9 protein-coding genes and 3 pseudogenes are annotated in these 15,562 nt (G+C 64.9%); 4 read left to right on the forward strand and 8 right to left on the reverse strand.

The features are described 5' to 3' along the window. Positions 1–151: 151 nt before the first annotated feature. Both ONR75_RS18760 and pcsA read right to left on the reverse strand, forming a co-directional pair. Positions 152–1,125 (reverse strand): annotated as a pseudogene (locus ONR75_RS18760) (quinone oxidoreductase family protein). Positions 1,126–1,317: 192 nt separating this feature from the next. After that, positions 1,318–2,049 (reverse strand): phosphatidylcholine synthase, encoded by a 732-nt coding sequence (gene pcsA, locus ONR75_RS18765; RefSeq protein ID WP_265078593.1) that lies wholly within the window; start codon positions 2,047–2,049, stop codon positions 1,318–1,320. A gap of 129 nt (positions 2,050–2,178) precedes the next feature. Between pcsA and ONR75_RS18770 the strand changes: the two are divergent. Further along, positions 2,179–3,374, forward strand: a pseudogene (locus ONR75_RS18770) (UbiH/UbiF family hydroxylase). A gap of 9 nt (positions 3,375–3,383) precedes the next feature. On the opposite strand, the gene ONR75_RS18775 reads toward ONR75_RS18770, so the two are convergent. The 5 genes and pseudogenes from ONR75_RS18775 to ONR75_RS18795 all read right to left on the reverse strand — a co-directional run bounded on the left by ONR75_RS18775 (position 3,384) and on the right by ONR75_RS18795 (position 10,412). Further along, positions 3,384–4,334 carry an AEC family transporter gene (locus tag ONR75_RS18775; RefSeq protein ID WP_265078594.1) on the reverse strand — a complete coding sequence of 317 codons (951 nt, stop codon included), beginning with the start codon at positions 4,332–4,334 and terminating at the stop codon, positions 3,384–3,386. Between the two features lie 100 nt (positions 4,335–4,434). Further along, positions 4,435–7,646, reverse strand: a pseudogene (locus ONR75_RS18780) (efflux RND transporter permease subunit). 99 nt (positions 7,647–7,745) lie between these two features. Then, positions 7,746–8,717, reverse strand: a complete 972-nt coding sequence (ihpB, locus tag ONR75_RS18785) for a divalent metal ion exporter adaptor subunit IhpB (protein WP_265078595.1) — start codon at positions 8,715–8,717, stop codon at positions 7,746–7,748. Further along, a complete protein-coding gene (gene ihpA / locus ONR75_RS18790; protein ID WP_265078596.1) occupies positions 8,714–9,988 on the reverse strand; it encodes a divalent metal ion exporter subunit IhpA in 1,275 nt (424 codons plus the stop codon). The genes ihpB and ihpA overlap by 4 nt, the downstream gene beginning before the upstream one ends. A gap of 58 nt (positions 9,989–10,046) precedes the next feature. Continuing rightward, positions 10,047–10,412 (reverse strand): hypothetical protein, encoded by a 366-nt coding sequence (locus tag ONR75_RS18795; RefSeq protein ID WP_265078597.1) that lies wholly within the window; start codon positions 10,410–10,412, stop codon positions 10,047–10,049. 305 nt (positions 10,413–10,717) lie between these two features. On the opposite strand from ONR75_RS18795, the gene hspQ reads away from it, so the two are divergent. Beyond that, the gene (gene hspQ / locus ONR75_RS18800) at positions 10,718–11,050 is read left to right on the forward strand and encodes a heat shock protein HspQ (RefSeq protein ID WP_265078598.1); all 333 of its coding nucleotides are present in this window, start codon (positions 10,718–10,720) and stop codon (positions 11,048–11,050) included. A 113-nt stretch (positions 11,051–11,163) separates the two neighbouring features. Here the strand turns inward: hspQ and ONR75_RS18805 are convergent, their stop codons facing one another. Then, the gene (locus ONR75_RS18805; protein WP_265078599.1) at positions 11,164–11,973 is read right to left on the reverse strand and encodes an invasion associated locus B family protein; all 810 of its coding nucleotides are present in this window, start codon (positions 11,971–11,973) and stop codon (positions 11,164–11,166) included. Positions 11,974–12,280: 307 nt separating this feature from the next. Here ONR75_RS18805 and ONR75_RS18810 point away from each other — a divergent pair, with 307 nt between their 5' ends. Further along, positions 12,281–14,041, forward strand: coding sequence for an extracellular solute-binding protein (locus tag ONR75_RS18810; protein WP_265078600.1), 1,761 nt, complete (start codon positions 12,281–12,283; stop codon positions 14,039–14,041). A 3-nt stretch (positions 14,042–14,044) separates the two neighbouring features. Then, the gene (locus ONR75_RS18815; RefSeq protein WP_265078601.1) at positions 14,045–15,550 is read left to right on the forward strand and encodes a class I adenylate-forming enzyme family protein; all 1,506 of its coding nucleotides are present in this window, start codon (positions 14,045–14,047) and stop codon (positions 15,548–15,550) included. Positions 15,551–15,562: the final 12 nt, after the last annotated feature.

Raw genomic sequence — 15,562 nt, forward strand, 5'->3', positions numbered from 1 at the left:
GCGGCGGGGTGGGGTGACAGCGCTGATGTCAGCTTCGATGCTGAACAAACACGGTGTCACCCCACCCCGACAACACCGCGCTGCGCGCCGTGTTGTCGACCCTCCCCTCAAAGGGGAGGGTGAAGAAGAATGCGCCGCGTCGCCTCCAATCCTACGGCTTCAAAATCGACGCACCCGTCGTGTTGCGCGCTTCCAGATCGATATGCGCCTTTGCGGCATCCTTCAGCGCATAGGCGTGGTTGATCGGCACGTGCAGCTTGCCGTCGATGACAGCCGAGAACAGCGTGTCGGCGCCTTCCAGCAAGTCCGAGCGCTTGGCGACGTAGTCGTTGAGCTTCGGCCGGGTCGCGAACAGCGAGCCGTGATTGTTGAGTTCAGCGATCGAGAACGGCGGCACAGGGCCGGAGGCGTTGCCGAACGACACCCACATGCCGCGCGGCTTGATGCACGACAGCGAACCCGGAAAAGTGGTCTTGCCGACGCCGTCATAGACCACGTCGCACAACTCGTTGCGGCTGATCTGCTTGACGCGATCGACGAAGTTTTCCTCGTTGTAGTAGATGACGTGATCGCAGCCATTGGCCAGCGCCAGTTCGCCCTTCTCCTTGGAGCCGACGGTGCCGATGACATGGGCGCCCATCGCCTTGGCCCATTGGCAGGCCAGCAGGCCGATGCCGCCGGCCGCGGCATGGATCAGCACGCGATGGTGCGGCTCGACCTTGAAGGTCTTGTGCAGCAGATACCAAACCGTCAGGCCCTTGAGCATCAGGACGGCGCCCTGCTCGTAGGTGATGCGGTCGGGCAGCTTGACCAGGCGGTCGGCGGCGAACACGCGGTCGGTGGCGTAGCTGCCGAGCGCCGAATAATAGGCGACGCGGTCGCCGGGATGGAAACCGGTGACGCCGGGGCCGACCTCGACCACTTCGCCGGACGCCTCGTTGCCGGCGATGAACGGCAGCTGCGGCGCCTTGTAGAGGCCGGTGCGGAAGTACACGTCGATGAAGTTGACGCCGATGGCGTGCTGCCGGATGCGGACCTCACCCGGGCCGGGGGCGGCCACATCGACGGCCTCGTAAACGAGAGCTTCGGGGCCCCCACCTTGTGAACGCGCACGGCCTTGGTCATCATCTGGCTCCCTTGAATTTCTTCTCACCAATGCGATAGCCGACGAGCCATCGTTGTCAACTGCGGCCCGCTGGCGCGGCCACCGGTTCGCAAAATATGCTGTGCTTTGCGCACACCGCGACGACGCCAACGAAACCATGGAGAGCCCCGGCGATCAGGATCGGCAGCGCAGCTGGGATCGGCCGAACGCGACTATCGAGCTGTGGGCCTCAGCAGGCGGATGACCGTGTCGCCGCAGACAATGTAGACGGCAATGGCGCACAGCGCCGCACTCACCGGCGTCGCAACCCTGAAATCCTGCACCAGTGCCACGATGGCCAGCACGCCCCACAGCGCGATCAGCGCCAGGTTGAGCCGGCGCAACCGCGACACCCGCACGGGGTGGATGACGTGCAGCGGCACGAAGGTCAAAACGATCAGCGCCAGCACCGCGAGGCTGCCGACCCATTGCGCGGGGTGCAGCAGGAACAGATAGAACGCCACGGCATTCCACAGCGCCGGAAAGCCGCGGAAATGATTGTCCGAGGTCTTCATGCGCCGGTCGGCGAAATACAGCGCGCTCGACACCACGATGCCGACGCCGAGCGGCGCCGCGCTCATCGGCGCCAGAATGCCGCTGGCGGTGATCGCATAGGCCGGCACGAACACGTAGGTGATGAAATCGACCACGAAATCGAGCGCCTCGCCGGACCAGTCCGGCAACACCTGACCGACGTTCAGGCGCCGCGCGACGGGTCCGTCGATGGCGTCGATCACCAGCGCCACGCCGAGCCAGCCGAACATGCCGGCCCAGTGCATGCGCACCGCCTCCAGCATGGCGATCAGCGCGACGCCGGCGCCCAGCGCGGTGAAGATGTGAACGGAAAACGCCGCCGCGCGCGCGGATCGGGAAGAGATCGGAACATCGTGCGGGCTGGCGGTCATTTCCCGCCCAGTGCTATCAGGAATCACTCGCAATTGCACATGCCGGTTTGCGTCGTTCTGCCGCGCGGGAACGCTCGGCGGCGGCGCTGCGGCCTTGAAAATATCCGCGCAAAGGCCGATGGTTCGGGCATGACCGACCAAGCTGAAAATCCCATTGTTTACGATGTCGTGGTGATCGGCGGCGGCCCCGCCGGCCTCGCGGCGGCCATCGCGCTGACCGCAGCCGGTGCCGCCACGGCGCTGGTCGCCCGCCGCCTGCCCTATGCGGACAACCGCACCACCGCCCTGCTCGGCGGCTCCGTCGATCTGCTGGAGCGGCTCGACGTCTGGTCGCGCTGCGCGGACAAGGCTGCGGCGCTGACGACCATGCGGCTGGTCGACGACACCGGACGGCTGATCCGCGCCCCGGAGGTCAAGTTCCAGTCCGACGAGATCGGCATGGAGACGTTCGGCTACAATATCCAGAACCGCGAATTGATGATCGCGCTGGAAGCGCGCGCCGCGGAAATGGACAGGCTCACCCGTTTCGACGACGAGGCGGAGTCGGTCGCGGTCGACGACATCGGCGCGGTCGTGCGCCTGCGCGGCGGGCCTTCCTCTCGGCCAGCCTGGTGGTCGGCGCCGACGGACGGCAGTCGATGTGCCGCGACGCCGCCGGCATCGAGGTGAAGCGCCGCACGCTCGGCCAGGCCGCCCTCACCTTCAACGTCAGTCACACCCGGCCGCATCGCAACGTCTCCACCGAATTCCACACCCCGCACGGCCCCTGCGTATTCGTGCCGTTGCCAGGCGATCGCTCCAGCGTGGTCTGGGTCGCCGAGCCCAGGGAAGCCGAGCAGCTGATGGCCCTCAGTGACGAGGCGCTGTCGCAGGCCGTGGAAAAGCAGGCCCATTCGATCCTCGGCCGCATGCAGGTGGAGCCCGGCCGCTATCTGTTCCCGCTGGCCATCGAGCAGCCCAAACAGGTCGCGCGGAACCGGATCGTACTGGCCGGCGAAGCCGCCCATGTGGTGCCGCCGATCGGCGCACAGGGCCTCAATCTCGGGCTGCGCGACGCCGGCGACATTGCCGCCATCGTCGGCGACGCCCTCGCCGCGGGCGACGATCCCGGCGCGCCAATGGTGCTGACGAAATTCGAGCAGGCGCGGCGCAGCGACATTTCCAGCCGCACCTTCGCCATCGACATGGCCAACCGCTCGCTGCTCAGCGATCTCCTGCCGGTGCAGACGATGCGCGCGCTCGGCATGCATCTGATGGGTTCGGTCGGGCCGATCCGCCGCCTCGCCATGCGCGAGGGCCTGGCGCTGTCATGGCGCGCCCGCTAGCGCGCGCGCTCAGAACGCGATCTGGCCGGTCTTCAGCAGATACATCACCGACGTCAGCGTGATCACCGACATGAAGGTGCCGATCAGCACCGCCACCGAGGCGGGCTCGATCCAGGTATCGTATTGCCGGGCGATGATGAACACGTTGAGCGCCGGCGGCAGCGACGCCAGCAGCACAGCGGTGGCCGCCCATTCCGGCGGGAACGGCCCCGTGAGCCACATCAGGGCGAACACGATCAGCGGATGCACGATCAGCTTGACGGCGATCACGCCCGGAACCTCCCAGGGCACGCGCCCCATGGGCCGCAGCGCCACGGTGACGCCGAGCACGAACAGCGCCACCGGCGCCGCGGAGTTCTGCAGGAAAACCAGCATGCCGTCGATGGCCACGGGAAGCTGGACATGCAGCGCCGCCGCCAGTGCACCAAGATAGGCAGCCACGATCAGCGGGTGCAGCAGAATATGCTTGATGACGATGCCGATGGTCGGCAGCAGCGGTCGCTTCTCTGCGGCCGTCAGGGCCATCGCCAACGGCACGATCGAGAACAGGAAAATGCTGTCGAAGCAGAACACCAGCGCCGTCGGCACCGCCGCCTGGGTGCCGAGCACCGCGAGCGCCAGTCCCGGCCCCATATAGCCGATATTGCCGTAGCCCCCCGACAGCCCGGCCATGGTGGCCTGCCGCACCGGCAGCCCGCTGATCAGCCGCCCGACAAAGGCCGACAGAAAGAATGCCGTCGCCGTCGCCGCGGTCGTCGCGACCACGAACGGCAGGTTGTTCAACTCCTCGAACGGGGTCTTCGACATGATCCGGAAGAACAGCGCCGGCAGCGACACATACAGCAGGAAGAAATTCATCCAGCTGAGCCCGGCCTCCGGTAGTTTCTTCAGCTTCCCGCAGGCGAAGCCGATGAAGATCAAACCGAAATACGGCAGCGCTAGGTTAAGGACGTCCATCATGGGGGCGTGTTCTTCTTGCTGTTGGCCCGATTTGGTGGGGACTCATAATTCCGGTCTTATGAGCCAATGTTTTGTTCGCGACGAGCAGTATTTTCCTCATCTAGCGGTCTCCATTGGCGGCCAGGATATGCATCGCCGGCCCGGCGGCAGGCGAAGATTCCCGACGGAACAGGATGTAGAGCGCCGGAAGAACGAGAAGCGTCAGGATGGTCGAGGAGATGATTCCGCCGATGACGACAGTGGCCAGCGGCCGCTGGACCTCGGCACCGGCGCCGGTTGCAATAGCCATCGGAACGAAGCCAAGCGAGGCAACAAGCGCCGTCATCAGAACTGGCCTCAGTCGGGTGAGTGCCCCCTGATGGACCGCCTCCATGATCGTCTTGCCCTCATGACGCAGACGCTCGATGAAGGTGATGATCACCAGACCGTTGAGTACCGCGACGCCGGAAAGGGCGATGAACCCGATGCCCGCGCTGATCGAAAGCGGAATCCCCTCAGCAGCAATGCGAAGATGCCTCCGGTCAGCGCGAGCGGCACGCCGCTGAAGACAAGGAATGCGTCGGCGACCGATCCGAGGCTGATGAACAGCAAGAGCAGGATCAGAAGCAACGCAATCGGGACGACGATCATGAGACGCTGTGACGCCGAAACCAGCTGCTCGAACTGCCCGCCCCACCCGATCCAGTATCCCGCGGGCAACTTCACCTTCTGGGCGATCTGGTTCTGGGCATCGGTCACGAAGGAGCCGAGATCCTTGCCACGGACGTTGGCGGACACGACGATGCGTCGCTTGCCGTCCTCGCGGCTGATCTGGTTCGGACCAGGTGACACGGTGATCTCCGCGAGTTCGGACAGCGGCGCGTAGCGCATCTGGCTCAGCGGCGAAGTGCCCAGCACGGCGGGCTGGACCTTGGCCTGCCCGTCCAGCGGCGGCAGCGGGATCGGCAGCGCCTTCATCGCTTCGATGTCCGAGCGGCTGTCCTCGGGCAATCGCACGACCAGATCGAACCGGCGGTCGCCTTCAAAAACAAGGCCCGCGCTCTTGCCGCCGACCGCGATTTCGACCAGGCTCTGGACGTCCGCGACGCTGATGCCGAGGCGCGCCAGCGCCTTGCGGTCGAGCTTCACCGTCAGAACCGGCAGACCGGCGACCTGCTCCGTCTTCACGTCTGCGGCTCCCGGCACCGCCTGCAGCACGGTCTGGACCTTGCCGGCCATCTGCGCGAGCACGTCCAGGTCATCCCCGAAGATCTTCACGCCGACGTCGCTCCGGACGCCGGAGATCAGTTCGTTGAAGCGCAGCTGGATGGGCTGAGACAATTCATAGCTGCTACCGGCGACCTCCTCGGCCGCCTCCTCGATCGCCTTCACCACGTCGGCCTTCGGCTTCTGCGGATCCGGCCATTGGTCGCGCGGCTTCAACATCACATAGCCGTCCGAGATCGACGGCGGCATGGGATCGGTGGCAACCTCGGCGGTGCCGGTGCGCGCAAAGGTTTCCTTCACCTCCGGAATCTTCAGCAGACGCCGCTCCAGAGCCTGCTGCATCTCCAGCGACTGCGTCAGGCTCGTCCCGGGGATACGGATGGCCTGGATGGCGACGTCGCCCTCGTCCAGGCTCGGGATGAACTCGCCGCCCATGCGCGATGCCGCATAGCCGCTGGCGCCCATCAGCACGACGGCCATCACGGCCACGGCCCCTCGGAACCGGATAGCGAGGTTCAGGATCGGCACGTAGGACCGATGGGCCAGCCGCATGAACCAGTTCTCTTTCTCCGACACCCTGCCCGTGACCATCAGCGCCACGGCGGCGGGAACGAACGTCATCGAAAGGATGCTGGCCCCGAGAAGCGCGATCAGGACCGTCAACGCCATCGGCGTGAACATCTTGCCCTCGACGCCTGTCAGGGTCAGGACCGGCAGATACACGACAGCGATAATCAGCGTGCCGAACAGGCTCGGTTTGATGACCTCGCGCGAGCCCGCGATGATCGTCTCGAAACGCTCGTCGCGCGTCAGTATCCGTCCGCGCTTCACCTGTTCGTGGGCGAGCAGGCGCAGGCAATTCTCGACGATGATCACGGCGCCGTCGATGATGATGCCGAAGTCGATCGCCCCGAGACTCATCAGGTTGGCGCTGACCTTGTTCTCGAACATCCCCGTGATCGTGAACAGCATGGCGAGCGGAATGACCAGGGCCGTAGCAATGGCCGCCTTGAAGTTGCCGAGGATGAGAAACAGGATGACGATGACCAGCAGCGCCCCTTCGACGAGATTCTTCTCCACGGTCGCAATGGTCGCATCGACCAGATGCGTCCGGTCGTAGATCGCCCGGACGGACACGCCGTCAGGAAGCGACTTGCCGATCTGCTCGAGCTTGGCGGCAACACGCTGCGCAACCGTCCGGCTGTTCTCGCCGATCAGAAGCATCGCGGTTCCCATGACCGTTTCATTCCCGTCGAGCGTGGCCGCGCCGGTGCGGAGATCCTTTCCTTCCTTCACGTCGGCAACGTCGAAGATCCTGACGGGGACACCGCCGCGAGACCCGATGACGATCTGCCCGATCTCATCGAGATTAGCGACCTGGCCGGGCGTACGGACGAGGTACTGCTCGCCGTTCTTCTCGATATAGCCAGCGCCGACGTTGGCATTGTTGGCAGCCAACGCGGCCATCACATCGCGGAAGCTGAGCCTGTAGGCCATCAGCTTGCTGGGGTCCGGAAGCACATGGAATTGCTTCTCGAAACCGCCGATCGTGTTGACCTCGTTGACACCGGTGACGTTGCGGAGCTGCGGTTTGATGATCCAGTCCTGAACCGTCCGCAGGTCGGACGGGCTGAATGGCTGACCCTCGGCGTTCCTGGTGCCCGGCTTCGCCTCAACCGTATAGAGATAGATCTCGCCAAGCCCGGTCGAGACCGGTCCCATGGCGGTCTCGATACCGGTCGGGAGCATGTCCTTCACGCGCTGCACGCGCTCGTTGACGAGCTGCCGCGCGAAATAGATGTCGATCCCGTCCTTGAAAACGATCGTCACCTGGCTGAGGCCGTAGCGGGAAAGCGAGCGGGTGTTGACCAGGTTCGGCAGGCCGCCCATCGCGGTCTCGATGGGAAAGGTGATGCGCTGCTCGACTTCGAGGGGCGAATAGCCCGGCGCATTCGTGTTGATCTGAACCTGCACGTTCGTGATGTCGGGAACGGCATCGATCGGCAACCTGCTGAAATTCCAGGCGCCGAAGGCCCCCATAAGCACAACGCCGATCATCACCAGCCAACGCTGGCGGACAGAAAAGGCCAGGACGGCGTCGATCATCGTGAAGCTCCGGAAACGTAGTCCTGCGGCGGATTCTCAAGAGCGGAAAGCGAACGGTGCTGGATTGCGGAGTCAGGCGCTGACGCCCAAAGGCTGGGGTTAGTGCTCATGACCGGCACTGCCCTTTCCGAGTTCGGCCTTCACGATGAAACTGTTCCGCGCCGCGTACTTGTCGCCCTCCAGAAGACCGAACAGGATCTCGACATTTTCCCGATCCCGGGCGCCAATCTCGACCTCCCGCACTTCGAACTTCTTGCCGTTCCGGACGAAGACGACGTTCCGGTTCTCCACCGACTGGATCGCGGTCGCCTTCACGGCCATCGGCACCTTCTTTGCGGAGAGGATCAGCCGCGCCGACACGAACAGTCCCGTGCGCAGCCGCAGGCCCTCGTTCTGGACGACCGCGCGTACCAACGCGCTCTGGGTATCGCTGCTTCCCACCGGCGAGACATAGGAGATCCAGGTCTCGATCGGCTTTCCGCCGTCACCGACATCGATGACCACGGTATCGCCTACCTTCACGCGCGACAGGTCGCGCCGGTAGACGGACAGATCGACCCAAACCGTCGACAGATCGGCGACGATGAAGGAAGGCTTCTGCTCCGAGGCATATTCGCCGAGCGAGATCTGGCGGTCGATCACCGTTCCCGAAATTGGAGCGCGCATTTCATACGTGGTGAGGCTCTGGTTGCTCTCGATTTTCGCAAGCAGTTCGCCCTTTTCGACGGGATCGCCGATGCGCTTCCTGATCTCGCGGACGACGCCCGGAAAACGCGGCGTAACCTGGACCAGCATTTCCTGGTTGGGCTGGATGATGCCGTTCAGCGTGATCGAGTCCTTCAAGGTCGCCTCGGAGACCGGAAGGATTTCGATGGTCGAAGACACGACCTTGTCGTCGCTCATCTCGACGACGCCCTCCTTCTCGTGGCCCTCTTCCTCGTGGCCCTTCTCCTCGTGCTTCGACGGCTCCGCCGTCGAGGCGGATGGCTTCTCCGACGATGCGACGTAGACGCCAGTTCCCACGGCGAAGACCGCGAGCGCGCCGACGATCATGACGACAAGTTTCTTCATCGTGCGCTCTCCCGCGCCAGTGCGAATGGATTGCCGACGAGCCCCTCGATGATGGCGACGGCGACATGAAAATTCTGCTGGGCCTCCTGTTCGCGCAGCCGGGCCTGGGCGACACTGGCCTGGGCGTCTAGCACCTCGAGCAGCGAAAACCGCCCTTGACCGTATCCCTCGAAGATCGCATCGGATGCCTGGCGCGACTTCGGGATCGCGGACTCCCGGAGGATGGCCAGTTCGCGGAGCGACCCCTGCAAGGTGTCGTACGCACGTCCTGCCAGTACGATCAGTGCATTGCGGTTGGCCTCCCGCTCGGCGCGCGTCTTGGCGAGGCTCTCCTGCGCCGAAAGGATATTGCCCTGGTTCTGATCGAACACCGGGATCGCAACCGTGACCCCCAGCCGAACGGCGTCGTCGCCGGTGTCGTTAAAATGCCGCCAACCGGCGTTGACCCGCACGTCCGGATAGGGACGCAGCCGCGCGATGAGAAGCTCGGCGTTGCGCTGAGCATAGATGGCGGTCCAGCGCATCAGTTGCGGATTCGCATCGATAGCCGCAATCACGGCGCTGAAGGACGGCGGGCGCCCGGTGGCATCGAGCCGCCCGGAGACGGCCGAGAACTTGGGCGTCGTATCCCCCATCAGCACGGCCAGTTCTCGTTTCGAAGTGGCAAGGAGCGACCGAACCCGTTCACGATCGGCCTTGACCAAAGCGGAGGCCACTTCCGCACGTCCGGTCTCGGCCACGGATGAAGCACCCGCCTCCGTGCGCCGTTGCAGCAGGGGCGCAATCCGGTCGATCTCGGCGATCTGTTCGTCAAGGATCTGTATCCGGCGCTGGGCGCCGAGCACGTTGAGGAATGCGCCGGCGGTTTCCGCCAGCACTTCCAGCCGGATTGCCTTGCGCTGGATCGCGGCGGTTTCGACGCCCGCCTGCCCGGCTGCAATGCGCGCGTCGCGCTTGCCGAACAATTCGAACAGTTGGCTTATCTGCAGTGTGGTCTCCGCCGAGCGCGTGCCGCGATAGGTGCGCGAGCCAAACGAATTGTCCTGCTCGTAGGACACCTCCGGATTGATCAGCGCTCCGGCCTGGATCCGCTGGCCCGACGCGATGCCGACATCGCGCTCCGCTGCCGTCAGCCGTGGACTGGTGGCCAGCGCACGCTGAAGTGCGGTTTGCAAAATGATGGTCTGCGAATAGGACACGGCGGTCAGCAACGGGCTGACAAGCAGTGCCGACGCGCACGCGAACAGCGTGGCGACGCTTCTCATAAACATGAATTCAGGAACCTGAAGAACGGTCGAGTCTAGGCGCTCGCGCGCCCGGCGAAGGCGTTCAGGTCAGGATTTTGGGCGGTGGGGTGTCGAGCCGGGACTGGCCCGCAAGCAACACGGACGCGATCGTCACGACGGGTGGGGCCGGAACGGCGGACGGCGCGGCAGCGACAGAAGGCGCCGGGAGCACGGCGGGAACGCAGGTCGGGCAATGATCGCAAATGGCGACGCCCGTCTTTGTCCCGCCGTCGTCAGTGGCGTCGGAGACATGCTCGATCGCGACGCTCGAAGCGACCGCTTGATCGAGGCAGGAGATATTGTGAGCGATACCAACGAACAGGTAAACGAACGCAAGGAACATCAGCATCGAACGGCGTAGCCCGTTCGACTGCCTGACAGGCAAACTTTGATTTGCGTTGCGTTCCATTCGACAATGATAACGAAGATCGCATGCGAACACTATCACAGACGCGCCGAAATCCCTGCCCAGTCTCGGTTTTCACGCGACCGATTGCCCCATGCCGGCCGCAGATGCCCGCGATCTCGCGTCCATCCGTTACGAAGCACTTTGGTTAGCCCCGATAAAGCTCCGCTTACAAATCGGAATACAATCCTTGATAGTGCCGAGCCGAGGGTTTCCAGTCATTCGAGACGGCGGTTAGTCGGCCTGGCCGCATTAAATCATCGCGCGGCCTCTAGCATCGGCCACAATCCTGGTCTATTCGACGAGGCATGATCGTAGCGCGGACCGCCAAATTTCAGATCGGACAGATCGTACGCCACCGGATCTTCTCGTTCCGGGGCGTGGTTTTCGATATCGATCCGGAATTCAACAACACCGAGGAATGGTGGCTGTCGATTCCCGAAGAAGTCCGGCCGCACAAGGACCAGCCGTTTTACCATCTGTTGGCCGAGAATTCGGAATCCGAATACGTCGCCTATGTCTCGGAACAGAACCTGCTGCCCGATGACTCCGGCGAACCGATCCGGCATTCCCAGGTCGCCGAGATCTTCGTCAAGGACAAGAGCGGCGGCTACCGGCCGCGCAATCCGTCGCTGAACTGAATTCCTGTACTGTCATTCCGGGGTGCGGCCGGCTGACACCGTTTGCACCACGGAACGACCAATAAAAAAAGGCGCTCATTTCTGAGCGCCTTTTTGCATTGCTTTGACGAAACTTACTTCGCGGCCGGGTTGGCTGGCGCGCCGCCCGACGGGGCCGCAGCTTCAAGCTTCTTGCGTGCTTCTTCCGCGCGCTTCTGCAGTTCTTCCTGCAGCTTCTTCTGGGTTTCCTCGAACACCTTCGGATCGGTCGGCGGGCCGTCATATGCCTTGGCGAATTCCGCAAGCGGCAGCGGCAGGGTCAGCGGCGCACCGTTGGAGTTGATCGCCTGAACGATCAGGTTCTGGCCCTTCTTCATATTGGCCAGCAGTTCCGGGGTGACTTCGTAATCCGACATGCAGCCGTTGGCGAAGCAGATCACGTAGGGGCTCTGCGCCGGGGCGTTGTTGTCGACGATGACGCGGGTCCCGTGCACCAGCTGCATGCCGAGCGGCAGCGTCACGCGCAGGATCTTCTTCGGCTCGCCTTCCGGCTCGATGATCACCGCGGCGATGACCGGCTGGCCGGATTCAATACGACCGTCCTTGCCGGTGAAGCAGACCTGCTTCGCCGCTGCATCCTGGCCCTTAAGGCAGAACTTGGTCCAGGGCGCATAGATCAGCTGGACCTGCTGTTCGGGCGGTGTCGCGCCGGCGGCCGGAGCACCGGCCGGGGCCTGGGCCGCGGGGGCAGCCGGCGCGGCCTTCGGAGCAGCCTTCGGCGCAGCCTTGGGAGCCGCCTTCGGGGCAGCGGCGGGCGCACCCGGCGCGGGCGCCTGGGCCTGCGCTGCGGAAACGGTGATCGTGGCGGTCAGTGCCGTTGCCGTCAGCAGGGTGAAAACCCGCCTGCGCGGAAACGCCGACGCGGCCAAGAGACGGAAATTCATTGCGGAAAACCCTTTCTGAACGGTGGCGCCTCGCCAAAGCGAGTTGTGACTCTGACCCGTTGGCCGGTGTCTCGTTGCCAATTGAGGCCCTTACGTGACAAGCCGCGCCGACCTCGTCAATTGCCCGCCTTCAATACATCGGCGGACGAAAAGATCAATGGCGACAACCATATTTGATAGGCCGCGGCGGTGCGCATGGCGGTCATGCTAGTATTTCCGGGTGAACCCCGCCGAATCAAACCGTGCCGTTGCATCGCATGTCCGCAGCCGTCCGCGCTGGAGTTGCGTTGCCGTCACGTGGCTGGCCATGCTGGCAGGCCTGGTTCCGGTACGGGCTGAGGGCGCTCAGGGCATCGCCATGCACGGTTCGCCTGCCCTGCCAGCCGGTTTCACGCACATGCCCTACGCCAATCCGGACGCCCCCAAGGGCGGCCGCCTGATCCAGGGCATTCTCGGCACCTTCGACAGCCTCAATCCCCTGATCGTGCGCGGCCAGGCGGTGCAGCAGGTCCGCGGTTTCGTCATCGAAAGCCTGATGACCCGCGGCAACGACGAAGCCTTTACGCTCTATGGCCTGCTGGCCGAGAGCATCGAGACCAACGACGCCCGGACCTATGTCACCTTCCGGATCAATCCGCGGGCGCAATTCTCCGACGGCCGGCCGGTCACGGCGGACGACGTGCTGTTCTCCTGGGAGCTGCTGCGCGACAAGGGCCGCCCCAACCACCGCCAGTTCTACGCCAAGGTGACCAAGGCCGAGGCCCTGGACGCACGCACGGTGCGGTTCGATTTCGGCGGCCAGGGCGACCGCGAATTGCCACTGATCCTCGGCCTGATGCCGGTGCTGCCGAAGCACGCCATCGACGTCGCCACCTTCGAGGACACCTCGATGGCCGCGCCGCTGGGCTCCGGGCCGTATCGCGTCACCACCGTCAAGCCCGGCGCCAGCGTCACCCTGACCCGCAACCCCGATTATTGGGGCCGCGACCTGCCGGTCAATCGCGGGCTGTGGAATTTCGACGAGATCCGGCTGGATTTCTATCGCGAGGCCAACGGCCATTTCGAGGCGTTCAAGCGCGGCCTGTACGACTACCGCGTCGAGAACGAACCGTCGCGCTGGCATGACGGCTACGACTTCCCCGCCGCGCGCGGCGGCGATGTGGCCCGCGACAGCATCAAGACCGGGCTGCCGAAGCCGTCCGAGTTCCTGGTGTTCAACACAAGGCGGCCGATGTTCGCCGACGTCCGGGTCCGCCGCGCGCTGACCCTGCTGTTCGATTTCGAATGGATCAACCGCAACTACTTCTTCGGCCTCTATACCCGCTCCGGCGGCTTCTTCGCGGGATCCGAACTGTCCGCCTATGGCCGCGCCGCCGATTCCGGCGAACGCGCCCTGCTGCAGCCCTATCTGGCCCGGCTGCCATCCGAGATCCTCGACGGCAGCTTCCGCTTGCCGGTCAGCGACGGCTCCGGGCGCGACCGCGGCGCCTTGCGCACGGCGCTGGCGCTGCTGTCACAGGCCGGCTACGATCTCGACGGCAACCTGCTGCGGCAGCGCGGCACCAAGATTCCCTTCACCTTCGAGATCCTGGTGACGACCCGCGACCAGGAGCGCATTGCGCTGGCCTATGGGCGCGATCTCAAGCGCGCCGGCATCACGGCCTCGGTGCGTTCGGTCGATGGCGTGCAGTTCGACCAGCGCCGTCTCAACTTCGATTTCGACATGATCCAGAACCGCTGGGACCAGTCGCTGTCGCCCGGCAACGAACAATCCTTCTACTGGGGCACCCAGGCGGCGGACCTCACGGGGACCCGCAACTACATGGGCGCCCGGGATCCTGCCATCGATGCGATGATCTCGGCCATGCTGGTAGCCCACGACCGTCCCGATTTCGTCACGGCGGTCCGTGCACTGGATCGGGTGCTGATGTCCGGCTTCTACGCAATTCCGCTCTACTACGTCGGGGAACAATGGATTGCCCGATGGAATCGGATAGAACGGCCTGCAGCCACGGCGTTGACGGGCTACCTCCCCGAGACTTGGTGGCACAGACCCGATCGGAAGTGACCCGTGACAACAGCCAACGCATCGCCCACGCTCGACGGCCTGTTCCGCCGCATTCTCGCCCGCCAGCCGGGCGCGCTGGCGCTGATTGACCCCGCCGACAAGATGCGGGTGACCAGCACGCCGCCGCTGCGCCTGACCTTCGCCGAGGCCGAACAGCGGATCGCGGCGCTGACCGCGCATTTCATCAACAGCGGGCTGCCGGCCAATTCGGTGATCGCGGTTCAGTTGCCCAACACCGTCGAATTCATGCTCACCGTGCTGGCCGCGCACCGCGCAGGTCTCGTGGTCGCTTTGCTGCCGCAACTGTGGCGGCAAGCCGAACTGACGATCGCGCTGAACCGCACCGGTGCCCGCGCCATCGTGACATCGAGCCGGATCGACGGCGTCAGCCATGCCGACCTGGCGATGAACGCCGCCGCCGAGGCGTTCTCGATCCGCCATGTCTGCGGCTTCGGGAACGACCTGCCGGAAGGCATGGCCTCGCTCGATGCGGCGATGACCGCCGAATTCAGCGAACCGCTGCTGGTGACGCAGGACGCGCGGCGCGCAGCGATCATTTCCTTCGACGTGACCGCCGACGGGTTTCGCGCGGTCCCGCGCACCCATCTCAACCTGATCTCCGGCGGACTTTCAGTGTTCCTCGAAAGCGGCCTGCCGCAAGGCGCGACCATCATGTCGGCGCTGGCGCCATGCTCCTTCGCCAGCGTCGCGTCGTCGCTGGTGACCTGGCTGCTGTCAGGCGGCACCCTGGCACTACACCATCCGTTCGACAGCGAGGTGCTGGAGCAGCAGATCAACGGTCTCGCCTGTGACGTGCTGGTGGCACCCGCCCCGCTGGCGCAGCGGCTCGCCGATGCCGGCATGCTGGCGCGCACGCCGACCTTGCACCACGTGGTCGGTCTCTGGCGCGCCCCGGAACAGGTGTTCACCAGCGCGCTGTGGACGAGCGAACAGGCCGTGCTGACCGACATCTATCTGTTCGGCGAGGCCGGACTGTTCGGCGCGCGCCGCGGCAGCGACGGCCTGCCCGTTGCCATCATGCCCGGCTCCCACGGCGCGCCGCGCGCGGTGGCCAGTTCCTCCATCGCCGGCGAGATCCTGATTACGCCCAAGGGCACGCTCGGCCTGCGCGGGCCGATGGTGCCGGTACTAGCCTACGCGGCCCCCGTCGAGCCCAGCCAGTCGTTGATGTCGGCCGGGCCGGCCGCCGACCACGTTGATACCGGCTTTGCCGCACGGCTCGACCGCTCCACCGGCGCCATCTGCATCACAGCGCCGCCATCGGGCATCATGGCCGTCGGAGGCTACCGCTTCCTGGCGCAGGATCTCAGCGAGTGGGCCCGGCGGCTCGGCCAGAACACCATGCTGACAGCCCTGCCCGATCGCCTCAGCGGCTACCGGCTCGCCGGCCGCGCCGCAAACAATACGCGCGCGCGCGACGCTTTGACCGAACTGGGCCTCAACCCGCTGATGGCGGAGGCGTTTCGCGATCGCGCCAGCGTCGACTGATCGCAATCGAGG

Origin of the sequence: Rhodopseudomonas sp. P2A-2r, assembly GCF_026015985.1 — a bacterium.
Classification (GTDB): domain Bacteria; phylum Pseudomonadota; class Alphaproteobacteria; order Rhizobiales; family Xanthobacteraceae; genus Tardiphaga.